Here is a 19,819-nt window from a genome sequence, read left to right on the forward strand (position 1 = left end):
CAAGCAAAGTTTGACCCATAGCCAACGAACCCCTGCAAAAAAAAATCGGCCGGTCAGTAGTCCGGCAAGCGACATTGGGCCGTAGACTAGAATCAGCGCTAAAAATTGCCTTGAAGGTTTACGAAGCACTAATCGCACGGCATGGGCATCAAAAGTCGGCTGATAATAAACATTAATGCAGCAAGTAATAGCCCAATTAGTGGTTGGAAATATTTACCCGCCTCAGGTAATACCAATCCAAGCCACAATAATGACAAACCAAACGAGATTTGATTCTACGTAATAAATTAATCTAGTCATGGTTTTAAATTTCCAAACTTCATGTGTGGATGAGAATAAATTACCCAAACATAGAACTAATTTAAATCGTGCAAAAAGGGATCAATAATAAGTAAATACTCAATATCATGATTAATATAACAACATTAATAACATAGAAATCCTTATCTGTAATGCGGCCAATCAATAACTGCATAATAGGATGAGAAATGCTAATTTTTGTTTGATGGATGCCCAACAGGCATATCGTAACGTTGCTGACGGTATAGCCAAGAAGGTAGTAATACATGTGCTAATGCTTCGTTAGCATCCTCTCTATTTGCCGGACCTTTGAGCTCTAGTTGACGCTTTTTGAGAACATACTGCCCAGCCAGAGCTTTCTTTTGAGGGCGTAAAATGGTCACCTTCTCACCTTGCAACAGGGCAAAATAATCGGCAAATTGCATCATTGCCCTGCCGGGTGACTGCTGCTCGGCTGGACGGCTCAAATCTCTGCCTATCATTGGTGTCTCAGCGCTGATGCCCATCAGTGATAGTAAAGTAGGCGCCATATCAATCTGGCTCGCCACCGTCTTGATATGTTTTGGTTTTATATCAGCCCCTAAAATGAGACCCGGGATTTGAAAACGTTCTATCGGCACAAGTGCATTTCCATAAACATTCAAATCATGATCAGCAATCAGCAAAAAGAGTGTATTGTCCCAATAATCACTTTTCATAGCTGTGTTAAAGAATTGTCCCAAAGCATAATCTGCATACTTAACAGCATTCAAATCAGTTTGTTTCTCGGCCGAATGCAGATCGATCTTTCCATCAGGGAATTCGTATGGCGAATGGTTGCTGGAGGTGAAAACTAAACTAAAGTACGGTTGGTTACTCAGGTTCGCTTGAACGATCCGTTTATGCGCCATATTGAATAGATCTTCATCTGAGACCCCCCAACTGCCTACGAAGAGTGGATCAACGTAATCATTTTGGTCAATGATAGATTGAAAGCCATTTCCAATAAAGAAGTTAGCCATGTTATCGAAGTGAGATTGCCCGCCATAAATAAATTCAGTTTTGTAGCCACGTTGACCCAATAAATCTGCAATAGTGAAAAAATTCTGTTGTGATAAAGAAAGTTTTACTACGCTTCTTGCGGGCGAGGGCAAAAAACCCGTTATCGTGGCTTCAATTCCTCTTACTGAACGCGTACCGGTTGCATAAAGTTGTTCAAACCACCAACCCTCATTTTTCAGTTTTTCCAGTTCTGGTGTTACGGAATACTCCCCACCCAAAGACTTGACGAAAGTGGCACCCAAGCTTTCTTCAAGAATGATAACCAGGTTAAGTGGTATATCTCTTTCAACTGTCGCGGGGCGCTTATTGATAGTTGGAAAGGGTGCATTTGGATCATTATCAAGCCAAGGATAATTCTCGCTCATTTCCTGCATAATTTGTTCATCAGTAAGCGTACCATAGACTTCTCCGGCTTCTGCTTCATGCTTCATGTTGTAAATAGCAAAATACACTGACCAGGTTGAGTTAATGACTAGGCTATTGACCATAGCATCCGAAGTGATTGCAAACATTGCCGGATTGGCTGGACGATGCGAAAAAGTAGACCGGATCATGACTACTAGGATGAGAACCATAAGCGGCCAAGTCAGCCAAACACGCCAAACCGGCCAGTCCAAATGATATTGTTTTAACCAATGCTGTAACAGCCGATTCGTGAAACAGCCAGCTAATATAGTGAAAACAACCCCGAGAATAAGTGGCAGACGAAAACCTTCCCACAAGGTTGAGAAAACTTCTTTTGGATATTGTAAGTATTCGACAAAGAGTCTGTTCGGACGCAAGTCATACTGAACAATAAATGTCGGTGTGGCAGACTCCATAAAAATGATCAAAACAATGATCATTAAACTCCAGAACCACACCAACTTTTGCCATAATTGCCAGGTTAATTTATTGACCAGTAGCGGCATCAACAACATCAGTGGCGCAATAAGCATACCCATAATAATGAGATCAGCTCTGAGCCCCTGAATGAATAGTGATGGCAGATCAATTGCTGCCGATACCCGATCCCACTGCCATACAACAAGCCCTAATCTTGATAGCGAGAGAATAAGAAGCCCAATAAGCAGAACCTGAAATAAAATGCGGTAAGGTCCGAGCAGTGAGGGTGATTTTGTGAATATATCTTTTTCGTTTGAATTCAAAAAAATCTGTGCCATAGCAATAATGTCCATGCTGTGATTGAAATAATAAGGGTAAGTAAGACAGCCAGTGATCCATAATCTTTGGCCCGACCGGTTAATAAGTGATGCTCCAAACTGACTCTATCCAGCGTCGATTCAATTGCTGAGTTGATCAACTCGACGACCATTACAGCGATCATGCTGGCAATTAATATAAACCGCTCAATAGCGGTAAAGTCTATCCAGAACACAACTGGCAATAATAAGACAAAGGCAATAAATTCCTGACGAAAAGCAACTTCGTGACGCAGTGCAGAATGCAACCCTTTGTATGAATAAAAAGTGGCCCAAAGCATACGTTTGAAACCAGTGAACTTTTTAGGTTGGATATTAATAATTGTCATTTTTTTATTTGCGTAAAATGTTATTGAGATGCTGTTTAATGGTCACTAAAATCTCTGCAATGCTCCTGATTCAGCTCAAGCTCTATCGTGGTGTGATCTAGATCATATTGAGATAAAGACTCGGCAATCGTTTGTTTCATAGCCAGGTAATTTTCAGAAGAGACATTATCGTTATTAAGTGTCAGGTGTGCAGTGAGGACATGGTGTTCACCATCAAGTGACCAAAGATGTAAATGATGTACCTCATTGACACCCTCAATGCTGACAAGAGTTTTTTGATCTCATCATGCAGCGCTTTATCGGGCACTGCCTGAAAAAACAATTTACCGGTCACCCACAAATTACGAACAACATTAAACAAGATGAATAGCGTAAAACCAATGGATAAAAGCGGATCTAAAATCGGCCAGTCGGCAAACTGCAGAATGATGGAAATGATCAACACAGCCAGCCAACCTAATACATCTTCTAATAAATGCCAGTTGAGTATTTTTTCATTAAGAGACGTCCCTTTACTCAGCCGATAAGCCGCAAACCCATTAACAGTAACCCCCAATACGGCCAATGCCAGCATACCTTCGGTAACCGGCATTACTGGATCGGCCAAACGTGGTATTGCTTCACTCAACACCCATATTGAGCCAGCGATTAATACCAAGCCGTTTATCAGAGCACCAAAAAGAGACAAGCGTCGATAACCATAGGTGAACACAGAATTAGCAGATTTATTGCCTGCGCGGTTCAAAAACCAGGCACTGCCGATAGACAGACTGTCACCAAGATCGTGAACAGCATCAGCCATAATTGCTGTGCTGTTGGTTAGCCAGCCACCGATGAATTCAATGATGGTAAAACTAACATTTAGAAAAAAAGCCGTTGCAATCCTTTTATCAGAAGCACCATCCTCTTGATGATGTGTATGCATAGAGATATACCTTTATGTTTTTGTTTATTGATAAACTCAGGAAAGGTTGGCGGCCAATACAGGCCGCCATGTTTTATCTTGATTTTCCACGGCCGTGCACTATCCGGTAAAGTGCCGGCAACACCACCAGTGTTAGCAAGGTTGACGAAATAATTCCGCCAATGACGACCGTTGCCAGTGGCCTTTGCACCTCAGCCCCGGTACCGGTATTGAGTGCCATCGGCACAAAACCGAGACTTGCTACCAGAGCCGTCATCAATACTGGCCGTAACCGAGTCATTGCACCATCAACGATTGCTTTGTGCAGATCGCCGTGCCGGTGCCAGTAATCCCTGATGAATGACAACATGACGAGACCGTTTAACACCGCAACACCCGAGAGTGCAATAAAACCAACCCCTGCGGAAATAGATAGCGGCATATCTCGCAGCCAGAGCGCCAGCACCCCACCAGTTAATGCCAATGGCACACCAGTGAAGATAATCGCTGCATCACGAAATGAACCAAACAAGGTAATCAGCAGGCCCATAATGATAACCAACGTAACCGGTACCACAATCGACAGTCGTTGACTGGCTGATTGCAGTTGTTCATAGGTTCCACCGTATTCGATCCAATAACCGGGTGGTAATTGCACTTGCTCAGCAATACGCTGTTGAGCTTCTTCTACAAAAGAGCCCAGATCCCGGCCTCTGACATTGCTGGTGACCACGACACGCCGTTTGGCGTTTTCTCTGGAAATCTGACTCGGCGCCTCCGTTAATTCGATGGTTGCGACTTCAGACAAAGGTACGTAATCACCACCAGGTAAACTCACGGGCAGATTTGACAAGGCGGGTATGTCTTGTCTAATTTCTTCAGGCAACCGCACCACCAGATCAAAGCGCCGATCGCCATCATAGATCAGGCCAACTTCGCCACCGCCAACGGCGGTTGATAACATGTTTTGCAAATCATCAACATTAAGACCATAACGTGACATGGCCATACGTTTGGGTTCAATGGTCAGCATAGGCATATCATCGACCTGTTCCAGCCGGGCATCAGCAGCGCCGGGGATCTCCTGAATCACAGCCAGAACCGCCTCTGCATTTTGCTTAATCAAGTCCAAATCATCGCCGAAAACTTTAATACCCAAATCCGCACGAACGCCTGAAATTAACTCGTTAAAGCGCATCTCAATCGGTTGGGTAAACTCATAGTTGTTACCTGGTAATTGGGTAACCGCCGCTTCAATTTCTGCAAGTAGTTCGCTTTTAGGTAATTCCGGATCCGGCCATTCACTCCTAGGCTTAAGTATAAGAAATGTATCGGCCACATTAGGCGGCATCGGATCAGTCGCGACTTCTGGTGTACCGATTTTGGCAATCACCTTATCTACCTGTGGGAAAGTTTTGAGCCGCTGTTCAAGCTGTTCCTGCATTTTGATAGATTGCTCAAGGCTGGTACCGATCGTTCGCAGTGCATGTAAGGCAATATCACCTTCGTTCAGTTGCGGAATAAATTCCGAGCCCATTTTGCTGGCCATGTTGACAGACAAAGCAACCAACACAACAGCCAAAAGCATCAGCAGCCAACGCAATTTGAGGCTGAGCAGCAACACTGGCCGGTAAAGCCATTTGGCACCACTGATGATAAAACTTTCTTTTTCAGTGATTCGCCCCCCATAAACATAGCGATGGCAGCCGGCACGATAGTCAGCGTAAAAACCATGGCAGATAGTAATGCAATAACTACTGTGGCAGCCATTGGCTCAAACATCTTGCCTTCAACCCCTGTCAATGAGAATAATGGGATATAGACAATCGTGATAATCATGACGCCAAATAAGCTTGGGCGTATCACTTCATTGGTGGCCTCATAAACGACATTTAAGCGTTCTTTAACAGGCAACACTCCACCGTTTTGTTTTTGTGCCATAGATAATCTTCGGATAGAGTTCTCAACAATAATTACCGCACCATCGACAATCAGGCCAAAATCAAGTGCCCCCATACTCATCAAATTGGCAGAAATACCTGCCTGTACCATTCCAGTAATCGTTGCCATCATTGATAGTGGTATAACTGCAGCCGTGATTAAGGCCGCGCGGATATTGCCTAACAACAGAAACAACACAACGATAACCAGCAAAGCACCTTCAAGCAGATTTTTTTCAACCGTGGCAACGGCTTTATCGACCAAGGTGGTGCGATCGTATACCGCTTCCAGTATGACGCCCTCCGGTAATGACGATTGAATCTCCGCCATTTCACGAGTCACAGTCGCAGCAACTTCACGTGAATTTTCTCCAAACAACATCATAACTGTGCCGACAACCGTCTCTTTACCATCACGTGTTCCCGCACCACTGCGCAACGGCTTACCAATCACAACGTCGGCCACATCTTTGACGAGCACCGGCCGATCATCGATATTTTTCACTACCACCTGACCAATATCATCGATGGATTTAAGCTGTCCTGGCGATCGAACCAAAATCTGCTGCCCATAACGTTCAATATAACCGGCGCCCCGATTATCATTGTTTTGCATCAGCGCCTGTTTCAGATCACTGAGGGACACGCCAAAATTCAGCAATTTCGCTGGATCCGGCTGAACATGAAATTGCTTTTGATAACCACCGTTAACATTGACTTCTGTGACCCCTTTTACCCGCTCCAGCCGGGGTTGAATGACCCAGTCCTGAAGCACTCGTAAATCGGTAGGATCATATGAACTGCCATCAGGTTGCCTGGCATCAGGTTCTGCGGTAATTGTGTACATGACAATTTCACCCAGCCCGGTCGCGATAGGTCCCATCTCCGGTTCAATACCCTGTGGCAGTGAGCCTTTTATCACTGCCAAACGGTTATTAATAAGATTACGCGCAAAATACAGATCGGTGCCTTCTTCAAATATCACGGTGACTTGTGATAATCCATAGCGAGAGATGGATCGGGTGTAATCAAGATCCGGCAGTCCGGCGATCGCTCTCTCGATGGGATAAGTGATGCGTTGTTCAGATTCCAGCGGCGAATACCCGGGTGCTCTGGTATTGATCTGCACCTGTACGTTGGTGATATCAGGCACCGCATCAATCGGCAGCTTCTGAAAGCTCCAGATCCCAAGGCCAATGATAAGAAATATCATTGACAACATCAGGCCACGTCTCTCGATTGAGAGACTTAAAATATTATTAATCATGTCTGTTTCCTAAATCAGTGAGCGTGAGCTGCGCCGGCTTTTTCCAGATCAGCTTTAATCAGATAGCTATTTTCAGCGACGATGTCATCGCCCTGCCGGAGTCCGGATATAACCTCACTGAATTGACCATCATTAAGACCCAGTTGTAATGGCCTGACTTGATATTGATTACCTACTTTGACAAAAGCGACTGATGCGCCTTCAAACTGTTGTATGGCACTGTTAGGAATTCTTAGTTTGACTTCTGTTTGCTCGGTAATGGCTTCAGCCTCAACGAGCAAACCCGGAAACCAGACTTGCTGCTGATTATCAAGTGCAACGCGGGCAATCCGATAAGGGGCATCATCTTTGCTTGGCACCAGTTGCTTTATCGTCGATTCATAAAATGTGTTGTTATGTAACAGACGCACTTTCTGACCGGGTTTTATATTCATGGCCTGTCCTGGAAAGACTTTGAGTTCAGCCCAAAGTGATTGGGTATTCGTGATCGTAAACAAACTTTGATCTGCCGCGACTTCGCCGGTATTGGCATCTTTTGCTGTAATGACACCTGAGATGGGCGCGGTTACGTTATAACTCTGTAAGCTGTTGTTTGACTCAACACTGGCTAATAGCTGACCTTTTTTGACAGAATCACCAAAATTCACATAAACGCGGGTGATTTGACCCGGAAAACGTGCTCTGACTTGACTTATCTCATCAGGTGATAAAACCACTCTACCGTAGAGTTTGGAGGTGACCGATATTTGTCCGGCTGTAACTTCTGCAGTTACCACACCGTGTTTTTGAGCCATACCGTCATCCATTTCTACATGCTCACTACCTTCATCCTCAGCGTCGTGAGCATGCCCTTCTTCTTCGGGTTTTGATTCAGCGCTATGATCATGTTCATCCTCTTTTGGCATCGATTCATCATGGTTATCTTTATCATGTGTTATCTCATGATCATGCTGCTGATTTGATTCTGCTAGCTGGGCTTGTGCTTGTTGATCTGATTGAGGAGCCTCATGCGCATGACCATCTTCAGCAATGGCAGGTGACATGATGAGCAATATTAGCGCTGCTACTGATAGTAGGCTGCGCATGGGTAAAAAAACGAAATGTGATTTATTAAACATAGTTTTGTCCTGATTCATATTGCTTACTCTGCAGCTGTTAGCGGTTCGGCGGTGAGTTGTTCGATTTCTGTCTGATATAGCAATGCAGCCGTTGCAGCCTCAATGACACTACGTCTGGCACCTAGCAGGTCTTGTCTGACGGTAAGAAATTCCAGATAACTGTAGAGTCCCCGTTGATAACCGGTTTGCGTTTGCTCCAGACTTTTAGTGAGTTTGGGGATAATCTGTTGTTGCAACTTGGAAATACTTGCAATTGCTTGTTCACGCCCGGAATAGGCCCGATAAAGCTGAGCATGAAGTTGTAACAGCATATCTTGACGGCGATAGCTGACTTCATTACGCGCGGCCAATGCTGATTCAATATCCCCTTGCGCTCGCTGGCGGCTGAACAAAGGCACTGACACACCAGCAACTAACGCCGAATCATTCAGTCCTTCATCTCGCCTGATCCCAACTGACCAGGTCAGATCTGCAACTTGCTGAGTTCTGGCAAGACGTACTTGTGCATCACGAACCCGCGTTTCTGCAGCGAAACGTTCCAGTTGCGGATTTTGCTGGGCCTGATTAAATAAGGCTTCAAATGACATGGCCTCGCTAAAGGCAAACAATGAGCCTGTGGCGGTCTCAAAATTAGGTTGATAACTCCCCCACAAATTAGCGAGTACCACTTTGTTGGCTTCCAGCTGACGTTTTTCGGCAGCCAATATCAGTTCAGCCTGATTAACAGAAGCTTCGGCGCGGCCCAAATCTGCTTCAGCCGCGACGGCAGCACCTACACGTTTATTAACTTCTGTTAATGTTGTTTGCGCCAGTTCCAGCCCCGTCTCGGCTAGCTTTACACGCTCCTGGCTATTGAGCACTTTAATAAATTGTCGTGTTACCTGACCTAGCAAGTCCAACGCTTTTATTTTGCGATCAACACGGACAACATCACTTTGTTGTTCCACCAGTTCAACACGGGACAATCTTTTATCACCCAGTTCAACGACAGAGGAGAGAGTGACCGTGGTTTCCAGTGACTTGATACCGCTTAGTTCTCTAGTGCCAGCGAAATTTTCAATCTCAGCACCAACAACATATGCCGGTTTGAGATTGGCCGTTTTTTTCTGGGCTTCAAGTTGTTGCTGTCGAATTGGAAAAACCTGTAATGCCGGATGTTGCGCCAGTGTTTGTTGCATGGCCTCGTTTAAACTCAACGTTTTCGTTTGTTGAATGTTATCGGCAATAACCGGTGAGACAGAAAAGGCAACCAGCATCGAACAAAGCAATGCACGGATAGCAGGCGCACGCACATTTGTAGTGCGATCAAAGTGTATTTTCATGAAATTAGATCCTGTTTAACTGCAAACAACGGACTTACGTTAAGTCCGCAAAAACATCAGCAGTTCAAGATCTCGGAGGGCGGTACATACTGACTGTAAAGTCAGGTTTTGGCGATCTAGGGTGGAGGTTGAAATAATTGTATGGAATAGCAGCAACATTAATTCCATCAATATTAAAGATGGCGATAAAATGTGAACACTGACAATGCATACAAAAATCACAATCGCCAGTACTTTGTGCATCATGCGAAGACGCATTGTTCGCTTGTTGAATTGCATTGGAATCATCAAGAACAAGCTGATGTTCTTGTGATGTCTTGGAATCATATGTATGAATGTCAGCCGCAACTATGCCTGATTGCATCACAATCATAAAGATGAGCATGTTGATAATTAATTTTACTGACATTCGTTAATTTTATTAATGGATTCTGATGTCTTAGTTAACAACATAATAACTTAGTTCCCAAAAGATTAGCAAAATTAAAAGTTCTCTGCTGGGTCTGTGAGAGTCTGTCACTGTTTTTATGTAACAAACACAAAGTTTGTGATGATTTTGAATAGTGTATGAGATCTTATGCTCGGGGTCTCCGGATCTATAAACAAAACTAAGGCACTATAATTCGCTAATACTAAGGCGAGAGAAATGTATTGGCTGAAAGATCTTGAGCTATAGAAATTCAGAAAGTGTTATGTATTCATATTTTCAACTAAAGCAGCTAATTATGAATAGATAGCATGTTGCTAAGTCTACTTAATATGTGCTCGAACTCATTGCGTTCAACACGAAGCTTCTGTTTTCTGACTTGGTACCCACACTTTTGGCGTCAACAGCACCACGTGGTCGACCTCGGCAGTCCAAGTCACAGCTACAATAGAGTGTTCCTAATGATCCATTACGATTCTGGTCATGATAAACATGATCACGAAGCTCAGCTCTTGCTTGTTCAAATGATTCTGGATCTGCCAGTGCTTAGACCAAGATGAGTAACCCAGCGAATAGCGATAATATGATTTTATTCATTAATCTTTTCATCTTCATTTTATTGTTCATACAATCACTGTCACTAAACGACTGACACGCGGGTTACGAACTTTGACGATATCGTTTGCCGGCGCATTATCTCGAATTAACGCCCAGGTTTCTGTGGTCCGGTTTGGCTTTCCATTCCGAAGAGTTTGCTGGGGCTTTATTATCTTTCAGTTGGATGAGGTGAGTAATTTAGAAAGCCGACGCCAGGCACGGTCAATCGAGCTGATGACCATTCGCTCACAAAAGTGTTCGACATCAAGTAGAGAGGGGTGAACATCACCAATATGCGTTTTGATTTGTAGGTCTAAGCAATCATTTGGTGATGTCTTCAACCTTACCACTAAACTATGCAACCCAATCTGTTCGGCTGGCCACTCTGACAGATGCTTCAGCAATTCGTGTTTGATGAAAGCGGCCTTTGAGATATGGAGGTGAGACCAATTGAGGATGTCTTACCTTAACGTAACCACTTTCTAGCGATAAGCTTTTGTCTAATTGAAAAAATGATTATATGAAATAAAACTTATCACGATAGTTGCCCCGATTTCGCTTCTTTATTACAAAAAACAACAGGAATTTATACTAAAAATTAAGATGCGTTATATTGTACCAAAGTACAGTTTGATTAGACGTAAAAAGCATGTCATGGTGTCCTTAATTGAAGTAATTTTGAAATTCTACTTGAACCAGACGCCAAACTCGTTGTGAAATGAGGACGGAAAGCTTCGGGTCTTTAAAGTAAAGAAAGATAGCCGGGTTGCATTGCACCATTTTCTTTTTTCTTAATGTTAAGGACTTATGCTATGAAAAAACACTCTTTTTTATTACTGCACTAATGTTCAGCATTTCAGCTAATGCGGCATCAATTAACGTAACGCCAACAGTAACCTCTCCCTACACTATTACCAATAACGGTAGTAATAACGTATCGGTCGCTGCAACTTACAGTGCTTTTGTAGGCGCTTTTCTTCTCACCACTGGTGTGACTAGTGATGTTGACACATTGGTGAAATTTGACTTCTCGTTTAATAACTTACCTGCGACTCCTGGCAGAGTTACTTTTTCTCAACCTATCAGTGGAATGATTACTCCAGTGGAATCTTTCGCCATAACATCATCAAGCTTGACCTTCACGAGAATGTTATTTGCTGGACAAACAGCATTTTTTAATCCTATGCCGGGTGCGGCTGGTTCATTTGATTTGAGCATTGCAGCACTGCCCTCAGAATTGCCAGTACCAGCAGCATTGTTTTTATTCGCACCAGCCTTGCTTGGTTTTTTAGGTCTACGTCGTAAAATGGCAAAAAACTAAAACATTAAGCTTTATTTTTAATTGAATAAGTGTCATCCGGTTAATACCGGATGACTTTTTATTAACGAAAAACAATATCAAAAGTACCAGAGTTCAAAAACCAAAAGGGTCAGAATCAATTGCTTCATTCCTAACATTATGGAGTTTGCGTTATGGGATGTATCAAGATAGATATTTTTCCAGAGTTAGATTTTGAGTCGGAAATATTTGGAAGCAGTTTAATTGGCTATATAGCTTCTGGTGAGCAGAAACTCAATATCGAAATTGCTGTTAAAGACATTATTACCTATAAATGGGCTCTGAGAATAAAAGCTGTAAATGAAACAAAGATAAACATCATTGAAATCGCAGCAAATGGGATTCGATTACTGCTTTGACCGGTGAGACTCTTGTCTCCTGATCATAGTTAAGAAAATTTCAATATATTGGTTGAGATGACTAGGCATGTAAATGCCAATTTAATTACCATACAGCATTTATCGTTAGAAGAGGCGGCTAGCCTTACCTATACGCCAGAACGTTTCAGAAGTGTTCGTAGATAATCGTGTATTTAACACATGGCAGATCATTAATTTAGAAATCATCTGTTTGATGAGTAGATTGATTTAACGGTTTAAAAATATCCCTGTATTTAAGTATCTTAATGATGCTTTCTGCTAAAGCTTCATCTTTGGATAGCACAATCACCCTTATGAGATCATTTGAAAGTAATTGTTTGTTAATTGAATGCACTAATTGAAGTCTGTTGGGTTTACTCAAATAAATGAGTTACACTGGGCAACAACACGAAAGGGGCTAAAAAGGGCTTTTGCCTGCTTTTTTTGTCTATTATATTAGCCATACATCATTGGCTTTCCAAACCCACACGGAGATCGGCTCTTCCGTATGAGGTGTCGATCCCAAGGAAATCAATGTGGAAACCTATCCAGTGATCGCTTTAAGTACTTCTCATATTGAGCAGGCCGATATCAATGCATTACGCATTGCAGCGTTTCAGACCAATATGGTGATGGAGCGTGAATCCGGCTTCTTTATTAAGCTGTATATGAACGATTTGGCAGGAAACCTCCGAGGAGATTACAGTCCTTCACTCTGCAAAGTTATTGAGTTCGCATTTAACAATAATTTTGAAATGATTGAACTGGATTCAGATGCCGAGGCCATCCCAGAGTTAGACCAGCACGACTGGTAGAACATTACCCCTGGCAACAGGGGTATTCCAAAGCGTATTCACAGAGTACGTTTCGGAATAGATATCCAGTAGATAGCCAAAAACTATCTATTTGATAAGTCAGCCGGACTTATTTAAAACCGGCCTCAATGTCCAAGCAGTACGCTGTTTGGAATCTCAAAAACCCATAGGGGAAGTAACCTTCCCTTATGGGGGACGGGTGCCTCCCCTTTTTTTATTATTGGAGAAGCAGTCATGGGATGGAGCTATTCAACGCAATGGCGATCAAAAAAACAATTGGTCGAGTATCTTACTGATTCATATCGCTTTGGCGAAAATCAAGAACTCTTAAAGTCCAGTGTAGTGGGTAACAACCACTGGTACTTGGCCAAACTGAAAACGACCGGAGAAATCTGGATTGGTCTTGATATGATGCAAAGTGGCCGTGAGGATGGTTGGGGCTATAAGGACCTGACTGCTTCGTGTGGCCCGGTCGAAGTGAACTGTCCGATTTCATTTTTGAAAGAAGCCAGTGAGCCAAACCCGGATAGTTATGATGGCCAATGGCGTAAGCGAGTAGTGGCTTATCACAAAAGCAAGCGACAGAAGGCTAAACGTAGCTATGAAGCCGGAATGGTTGTTCAGTATGGTGGAACTGATTATCGGTTAGATAGACCTGCCGGTAGTCGTCGTGGCTGGTATGTCAACAGACAGCCCGATGGTATGTTGTTTCGTATGAACGCCAGACAACTCGGACAGGCCGAGATAAGAGGAGCTAATCACTGATTGGTTCTAAATACTCCCTTCTTTAAGAAGGGGGTATTCCAAAACATCTAACCAGGTGTTTCGGAATACCAGATTCTTGGCAACAAATTTGTTGTCTTGAAGAGTCAGCCGGACTCACCAAAACCGGCCTCAACGTCTTTGCTGTACGCAGTTAAGGCAGGTTTCACCCTCTGGGGGATTTATCATTCCCTCAAAGGGGTTGGTGGATCTCCCTTTTTTATTTGTATTTAGGAGATCCATCATGCAAAACCAAGTAATCAAAGTGCAAACCAATGAAAGCATTATCAGCAAGCTGAAAAATGCGTTTACTTCACCTGGCTGCGTACTCTCTGAAGCGATGCAAAATGCCCGCCGGGCAGGTGCAAGCAAAGTAGAGTTTTCGTATTTGGATGAAGACGCGCTGCTCATTGTTGATGATGGCCAGGGAATTCGTGATTTAGCTGATTTTCTGACTTTGGCAGGTTCAGGCTGGTCAGAAGAAGTAATTCAGAAAGAAGGTGCCTTCGGTATGGGCAGCTTCTCAATGCTTTACTACTGTGATCGGCTGCGAGTGGAATCGAATGGCTATGGCTTTGAAGCATATACACAGGACATTTTGAATGGTCTTGAAATATCTGTGTTTCAGAGCGATGTGACATCAGGTACCAGAATCGCACTGTATGGCTACGAAATCAGCGATGAAAACAATGCCAGCCGGATTGAGCTTTTATTAAAGCGTCTGGCCAAAGGGTTTTCAATTCCGGTCTTTTATGACGGCACTGAATTGGAACGGCCATATAGCCTTGATAAAGCTGAACTGAATTTTACCGAAACGCCGATTGGTTTCTGTGCAATGTCCGAGTTTGACGATGACTCGATCATTGGCAAGCCCGGTAATTATTACAGGGACTATGGCACGAAGGTGAGTCATTTGTTTTATCAAGGATTGCCAGTCGATAGTATCTGGGGGGAGGAGCATTCATATCGTGAACGCCCTGGTAACATTATCCATCTTGATGAGTTGCAATTTGATGTGCGGATGCCGGACAGAGATGTTCTGATAGATCAGGCAGTTCAGAGCGGAAAAATCGAAACAGTTTTAAAAGAGCTGTGGCGAAAAAAGTTTATTGAGCTGAAAGGTATATTGGAACCAGCCATGTTTGCCAGTAAGTTCCAGCGCGCCCTAAAATCGTGGGAGTGTTTGGATCTGCTCAATGATATGGATGTCCTGCCAGATGGGGTTTTATTTACAGTGTCATCTTTGCCTGAGAATGATTCATACAGCAGATATGACTACACCTCATCGATAAATGGAATGACAAGGCAAAAACTGGAGTCGATTGGCCAGAAGATCGTGTTTTTTAATAACGATCATGGTTATGACTACTTCAGACCGCATCAGTACGCCTATCACCGTGAGGTGTTGTGCGCTGATATGGGCTCGCTGTCCATGCTACACAAAGACCATTGGATACATGAATGGTTGTTTGAAATTGAAGATGAAGATCTGACTATAACGGTAAATAAGCCCGGAAAGGAAGGTCATTATTCTGGCTACGGCTGTTTCGATTATCAAACATGTGAATCGCTGGTCATAAACGGACCAATGGGTGAGGTAACTGTCCAAAATGACTGCTTTGCAGTTAATGAAGACTTTATGTTTATCCCAAGCGGTGCTTTGAATGGAAGCAATATTCGTATCATATGCAATTATATTGACTCAAATGATCAATTTGATGAGTCAGGTTGTAATTATGATATCGAACAGTTCCAGGCATTACTCTATTCACTGAACCAATCAGTGGAAATGGGGGTGCTTTCCATGCTTCGCACAAGTGGTCTTAGTCAGTTTTCACTGCAAGGCCGTCAGCTGCAGGTTACGTTTAATGAAAATGGAGTGCCTGAAAAGGTAACCTTGTCTGAGTTGGACAATGCAGCATAAGAGGTAAGTACTACGGTGCTTACTAAATAATCACTACCCGTTGGGAGATCACTCTCTTCGGGGAGTGGTTTATCTCATTGATAACTTCTTCGCCTCTTCTCTGATTATTCTTTGTCTGGCATTAGCTGCTTTCATTTCTCTAATGAAACCACCAGATGCATAAAGCATAAATACTGCATCAGCAATTTTTCCGTCTTCTTTAATTGCTTGCATCTCATAAGTGCGAAGTATCTTATGATCTACCAGTTCTTCAATAGCGTCTTTAAGTTTTTCAATACGGCGTGTGACCCGTTTATGATGCATCAGACCTGAATCTCTATCCACTTGTGAAAAGATTGTTTTGTATGCAGGTGCATCCAGGCCTGCATTGATAAATCTATCTGCCAATCGTTTGAATAACCATCGTGCTAGTGGTTGTTTAAGGCTCATAGCATCTGCATAGTTATACTGTCGATAATCGAATTTATTGATTGCTCGACTGATTAGAGAGGAAAACTTTACAGCTGACAATGCGTTTGGATCTCGAAGGTATGAAGCTCTATCCGCTAATAGTTTATCTGACAGAATATTGGAACTGTATGCTTGCTTGCCATTGACTGTAATTGTTAGACGACAGTTTTCCATTATTTCTAATGCTTGTTTTACCTCATCAAGACTTCGTTTTTTGTTGAATGTCTTGAGTTCCTTGATAATCATGTTAATTGAGAACTTACACCAAGATTCTTCACGGTTTGAATCATGGATGCCGTGACTTTGTTGAAGAAATATCTTTCTTAGAATGTCTTCGATGAGTTCTTCTGTCTCTGATGGGTAGAAGTCTATTTCTTCACCATTTAGCTCAATACGTGCAGGCTTTAACTCCATTTCGCATTCTTCACCTGCAGGGGATTGAAATTCTTTTCGGAGAATTGGAAGGGTTCCGGATTCACTTCTCATCGAAGCTTGAATTTGTCTAGAAACGCTATATCGTGGGATTGAATCCCAAAAGCTCAGTAGATTTGAGAGCTGTTCAGTGTCACCAGAGGGACCAAGCAGAGTTGCAAAAAGATCATGATTTTTATTTCTTTCTGGTAAACCTGGAACAATTCTATTGGAATCATTCAATTGGTCAAGTATTGTGCGGGCGCTGTTTTTAGTTTGTTCACTCATCTAATGGCCTTGACTGAATTTCAGCTGATATCCGTTATCGAAAAATATAGCACTGGATGATGACACATAAAAAAAACACCGCAACCCCTTTCATCATATTTCTAAGCTTACAATAAAAGATTAAGAGGTATAGAGGAGAGGATAGAGAAATAAAACATTCTTATTCAATAAGTTACAGCACGAAAAGTCCCGGAAACCTATAACCATCTCCCATTTTGAAGCTTTCTAAACATACCTTGTCCCGGAAACCTATAACTTTTCCCAATCAATATCCTGAAAACCTACAACGCTGATCCCAAGAACCTATAACCAAAACGCTTAAAATAAGGCATTTTATTTTACATAACACTGTGGATAACTAATCGAATCCTGAAAACCTATAACAAAAATCCCGAAAACCTATATCAGGTGTGATTTTGAACAGTCCTGAAAACCTATAACCCTCGCGCAAAATCATCCACTGTCGACCGCTCAATTGTCCCGAAAACCTACAACCTATCATTGATAAAGTTAGAGCTTCTTGGAGTTTTTGATATTCAAAATGTCCCCAAAACCTATAACCACAGAAATCGGTTATCAAAAACTTACATCAATGCGATTAATTGTCCGCAAAACCTACCACCAATATTGATAATAAACAGTGAGTTAGCAGAGTGTCCTGAAAACCTATATGGTAAGAATGCATAGAAAAAATCAATATTAACTGCCTTTCGATCAGAAGCTTAAGCGAGAATTGAGAACTAAAACAGCTTTGAATAACAAAATAGCCAATACAAGTCTCATATGACAGTTTGTTCTAAGAGAATTGTCCGCAAAACCTATAACCTAAAGACTATAAAATCAGGTACTTATAGATGTGTCCTGAAAACCTATATGTCTCTGATCCCAGTAATTATCCGCAAAACCTACAACCAATTACCAATATATACAGTAACTTAGCGAGCTGTCCCCAAAACCTATATGCCATCTATAAGAGTATCTGTCCTGAAAACCTACAACCCTACAAATTCAGTTACTCAGAACGATAGGAACTAAGAAAAAGATTTTATCTTGTGAACTAGATCTCTGTCTTGCTTTGACTTGCATGAGAGTAAGCACTATATTCACTATAACGATTTTTGTACCTGACTTTCATTAGTCAGGTATGAAGTGCTCGTCCAACACTCCAAGTGGACGCTCAACTATTCACCTGTTAGCAGGTGATGTCACTGAATTGATTATCTGTACGCAGATAATTCACCCATAGGGGAACACTCCCTTATGGGCATAGTGTTCTCCTTTTTTTTATTTGAGGAGTAACACCATGACTAGAATCAATGTTCTTGAAGTAAGCTTTAAGGAATCGTCTGAGCAAATGTTGGAAGATACCATGCAAGATCTGATTTTATTATCAGACAGTATGACTACACCAGCTGGCAAAAAGACAATTGAAGCTGCGATTGAGGCTATTGCTGAAGAGCAACGTCGTAGAGCTGCTAAACCAGTTCTTGTTTCTATTTAGGCTTCCGCTGTTTATCTGCAGTAAGAGCTAAAGCCCCACGGGGCTTTAGTGATTCTGCAATCTGAAAGGCAGTATCTCTGTCTTTATCCACCAATAACGCTTTTAAGATTTCGTTTGCTTTTTGCACTTCGAGATCTTCACGTCCGCCGTGGATGACTTTCAGAGTTTTCTTTTTTCTGCCATTTAGTTTTCCATTTTCAGGGGGAGCTTATGCAAGCAATTCTCAATTTAACAAAAGAAATGACCTGGTGCGAGTTTGCCGGTTCAATTTTTGGACTGCTGGGCGCTTTTTTGGTTGCCATGCAGGCACCTGGATCAGAGTTTGGGTTTGTGTTCTTTTTAATTTCAAATCTTTTCTTTATCCGATTTTCAATAAGTAATCGTTATTTCGCACTGCTAGTGATGCAAGTGGGGTTTACGGCTACCAGCTTAATGGGGATTTATAACGGTTTTTTCGTTTAATCCTTCAACATCTCAGCAGTACGCTGTTGAGAATTTTTTAACCCGGAGGGTAACCATTCCCTCGCGGGGGTGCGGCCCTCAAATAAATGAATGGAGCATATTATGACTCAATCTCAATTTATCACTGATCAAGGCCAAACCGTTACCGTCGAAGAGAAGCTGGTCAGTATCCCTTACGGCTGGTCTGGCCAAATGGATGTCTCTGGGGTAGAGGAGTGTGACGGACATGTTTATGTCTCGAATACACCAAAATTCTATGGAACATACTGGGTACTCAAAGATGGCACTGAAATGTGGCTTGAGGATTTTCTTGATGAATCCGTTGCCAATAGTTTTGCTGAACAAGTGAAGCAGGCTGCACTCATTAAAATCCAACAAAGACATTAAGTAAGTGAAGCTCAAAACATAACGCTCTCTGGTTTTCCAGAGGGCGTTTTTTTATTTCACCATGACTCCAGCACCGAAATTCTGCATGCTACGCCTGCGCTACGGAATGTGATCACTGCGCTGTGTCATGCCTGGAAGAACAAGATGTCAAGGCAATGGCCCGCTGCATAAAACTGGACATGGACTGCGCGGAGGTCTGCCGGATGGCGGCCAGTTTTATGGCACGTGGGAGCGAGTTCGCCCAAGCGATCTGTCGGCTTTGTGCAGATATCTGTGAAGCGTGCGCCGACGAATGCGCTCAGCATGCGATGGAGCATTGTCAGCGTTGCGCGGAGGCTTGCCGCAAGTGCGCAGAGGAATGTCGACGCATGGCTCAGATGACTTGAGAAGTTCGCTGATGAATGCCGGTTGCTTCACAGAAGAAGCAGCCGGTCTATCATCATAAAAACCTAGCTCCTTACTGCTGTTCGTGCTATGCGAACGCAAAACAACCACTAGAATACGTATTGAAGAAATATTTTTTCTTGCAGATGAGTTCTGGCCACATGACGAATATGTAATCCATGTGCAATGTGTGTGAAAGACTCACAGAGTTACAGTCCATTTTGTTGTCAGTCTTTAAATATTGATTATGTGATTTTTGCCTCAACACAGCTCACATAAGGAAAGCTAGC

The 19,819-nt window shown here is 42.7% G+C and carries 14 protein-coding genes, 3 pseudogenes and 1 riboswitch; of the genes and pseudogenes, 9 read left to right on the forward strand and 8 right to left on the reverse strand.

Features of this window, described 5'->3' with window-relative positions; all coding sequences use genetic code 11:
- Positions 1 to 491 precede the first annotated feature (491 nt).
- The 7 genes and pseudogenes from AC08OG_RS16070 to AC08OG_RS16100 all read right to left on the reverse strand — a co-directional run bounded on the left by AC08OG_RS16070 (position 492) and on the right by AC08OG_RS16100 (position 9,832).
- Positions 492 to 2,504: an LTA synthase family protein gene (locus AC08OG_RS16070; protein WP_482930602.1), complete on the reverse strand. Its 2,013-nt coding sequence runs from the start codon at positions 2,502 to 2,504 to the stop codon at positions 492 to 494.
- Positions 2,486 to 2,872, reverse strand: coding sequence for a diacylglycerol kinase (locus tag AC08OG_RS16075; protein WP_292411109.1), 387 nt, complete (start codon positions 2,870 to 2,872; stop codon positions 2,486 to 2,488). The genes AC08OG_RS16070 and AC08OG_RS16075 overlap by 19 nt, the downstream gene beginning before the upstream one ends.
- Before the next feature lie 35 nt (positions 2,873 to 2,907).
- Positions 2,908 to 3,797 (reverse strand): annotated as a pseudogene (locus tag AC08OG_RS16080) (cation diffusion facilitator family transporter).
- Between the two features lie 73 nt (positions 3,798 to 3,870).
- Positions 3,871 to 6,983, reverse strand: a pseudogene (locus tag AC08OG_RS16085) (efflux RND transporter permease subunit).
- 14 nt (positions 6,984 to 6,997) lie between these two features.
- Positions 6,998 to 8,101: an efflux RND transporter periplasmic adaptor subunit gene (locus AC08OG_RS16090; protein ID WP_296594202.1), complete on the reverse strand. Its 1,104-nt coding sequence runs from the start codon at positions 8,099 to 8,101 to the stop codon at positions 6,998 to 7,000.
- A gap of 23 nt (positions 8,102 to 8,124) precedes the next feature.
- A complete protein-coding gene (locus AC08OG_RS16095; protein ID WP_292479029.1) occupies positions 8,125 to 9,423 on the reverse strand; it encodes a TolC family protein in 1,299 nt (432 codons plus the stop codon).
- A gap of 64 nt (positions 9,424 to 9,487) precedes the next feature.
- Positions 9,488 to 9,832, reverse strand: a complete 345-nt coding sequence (locus tag AC08OG_RS16100; RefSeq protein ID WP_226069817.1) for a hypothetical protein — start codon at positions 9,830 to 9,832, stop codon at positions 9,488 to 9,490.
- Positions 9,833 to 11,138: 1,306 nt separating this feature from the next.
- A riboswitch (cyclic di-GMP riboswitch) is annotated at positions 11,139 to 11,221 on the forward strand.
- Between AC08OG_RS16100 and AC08OG_RS16105 the strand changes: the two genes are divergently transcribed.
- From AC08OG_RS16105 to AC08OG_RS16125, 5 genes are all read left to right on the forward strand, one after another.
- The gene (locus tag AC08OG_RS16105) at positions 11,214 to 11,768 is read left to right on the forward strand and encodes a hypothetical protein (RefSeq protein WP_292479027.1); all 555 of its coding nucleotides are present in this window, start codon (positions 11,214 to 11,216) and stop codon (positions 11,766 to 11,768) included. (Overlaps the previous riboswitch by 8 nt.)
- A gap of 152 nt (positions 11,769 to 11,920) precedes the next feature.
- Positions 11,921 to 12,145: a hypothetical protein gene (locus tag AC08OG_RS16110; RefSeq protein ID WP_292479026.1), complete on the forward strand. Its 225-nt coding sequence runs from the start codon at positions 11,921 to 11,923 to the stop codon at positions 12,143 to 12,145.
- 536 nt (positions 12,146 to 12,681) lie between these two features.
- Positions 12,682 to 12,960 (forward strand): DUF5983 family protein, encoded by a 279-nt coding sequence (locus tag AC08OG_RS16115; protein ID WP_300497074.1) that lies wholly within the window; start codon positions 12,682 to 12,684, stop codon positions 12,958 to 12,960.
- A gap of 234 nt (positions 12,961 to 13,194) precedes the next feature.
- Positions 13,195 to 13,725, forward strand: coding sequence for a hypothetical protein (locus AC08OG_RS16120; protein WP_482930603.1), 531 nt, complete (start codon positions 13,195 to 13,197; stop codon positions 13,723 to 13,725).
- 241 nt (positions 13,726 to 13,966) lie between these two features.
- Positions 13,967 to 15,646: a hypothetical protein gene (locus tag AC08OG_RS16125; RefSeq protein ID WP_482930604.1), complete on the forward strand. Its 1,680-nt coding sequence runs from the start codon at positions 13,967 to 13,969 to the stop codon at positions 15,644 to 15,646.
- A 69-nt stretch (positions 15,647 to 15,715) separates the two neighbouring features.
- Here AC08OG_RS16125 and AC08OG_RS16130 read toward each other — a convergent pair whose 3' ends face one another.
- Positions 15,716 to 16,795: a hypothetical protein gene (locus AC08OG_RS16130; protein WP_482930605.1), complete on the reverse strand. Its 1,080-nt coding sequence runs from the start codon at positions 16,793 to 16,795 to the stop codon at positions 15,716 to 15,718.
- A gap of 1,303 nt (positions 16,796 to 18,098) precedes the next feature.
- Here AC08OG_RS16130 and AC08OG_RS16135 point away from each other — a divergent pair.
- From AC08OG_RS16135 to AC08OG_RS16150, 4 genes and pseudogenes are all read left to right on the forward strand, one after another.
- A complete protein-coding gene (locus AC08OG_RS16135) occupies positions 18,099 to 18,296 on the forward strand; it encodes a hypothetical protein (protein ID WP_304917937.1) in 198 nt (65 codons plus the stop codon).
- Between the two features lie 210 nt (positions 18,297 to 18,506).
- Positions 18,507 to 18,758, forward strand: a complete 252-nt coding sequence (locus tag AC08OG_RS16140) for a hypothetical protein (protein WP_226069830.1) — start codon at positions 18,507 to 18,509, stop codon at positions 18,756 to 18,758.
- A gap of 102 nt (positions 18,759 to 18,860) precedes the next feature.
- Positions 18,861 to 19,145: a hypothetical protein gene (locus AC08OG_RS16145; RefSeq protein ID WP_226069831.1), complete on the forward strand. Its 285-nt coding sequence runs from the start codon at positions 18,861 to 18,863 to the stop codon at positions 19,143 to 19,145.
- An 83-nt stretch (positions 19,146 to 19,228) separates the two neighbouring features.
- Positions 19,229 to 19,531: pseudogene (locus AC08OG_RS16150) on the forward strand (four-helix bundle copper-binding protein); the annotation flags it as partial.
- Positions 19,532 to 19,819: the final 288 nt, after the last annotated feature.

The organism is Methylophaga sp. F7, assembly GCF_056863975.1.

Bases quoted from the DNA above. Each gene is read 5' to 3' on its own strand.
- AC08OG_RS16070 (WP_482930602.1), bottom strand. From the start codon at position 2,504: ATGGCACAGATTTTTTTGAATTCAAACGAAAAAGATATATTCACAAAA.
- AC08OG_RS16075 (WP_292411109.1), bottom strand. From the start codon at position 2,872: ATGACAATTATTAATATCCAACCTAAAAAGTTCACTGGTTTCAAACGT.
- AC08OG_RS16090 (WP_296594202.1), bottom strand. From the start codon at position 8,101: ATGTTTAATAAATCACATTTCGTTTTTTTACCCATGCGCAGCCTACTA.
- AC08OG_RS16095 (WP_292479029.1), bottom strand. From the start codon at position 9,423: ATGAAAATACACTTTGATCGCACTACAAATGTGCGTGCGCCTGCTATC.
- AC08OG_RS16100 (WP_226069817.1), bottom strand. From the start codon at position 9,832: ATGTCAGTAAAATTAATTATCAACATGCTCATCTTTATGATTGTGATG.
- AC08OG_RS16110 (WP_292479026.1), top strand. From the start codon at position 11,921: ATGGGATGTATCAAGATAGATATTTTTCCAGAGTTAGATTTTGAGTCG.
- AC08OG_RS16120 (WP_482930603.1), top strand. From the start codon at position 13,195: ATGGGATGGAGCTATTCAACGCAATGGCGATCAAAAAAACAATTGGTC.
- AC08OG_RS16125 (WP_482930604.1), top strand. From the start codon at position 13,967: ATGCAAAACCAAGTAATCAAAGTGCAAACCAATGAAAGCATTATCAGC.
- AC08OG_RS16130 (WP_482930605.1), bottom strand. From the start codon at position 16,795: ATGAGTGAACAAACTAAAAACAGCGCCCGCACAATACTTGACCAATTG.
- AC08OG_RS16135 (WP_304917937.1), top strand. From the start codon at position 18,099: ATGACTAGAATCAATGTTCTTGAAGTAAGCTTTAAGGAATCGTCTGAG.
- AC08OG_RS16140 (WP_226069830.1), top strand. From the start codon at position 18,507: ATGCAAGCAATTCTCAATTTAACAAAAGAAATGACCTGGTGCGAGTTT.
- AC08OG_RS16145 (WP_226069831.1), top strand. From the start codon at position 18,861: ATGACTCAATCTCAATTTATCACTGATCAAGGCCAAACCGTTACCGTC.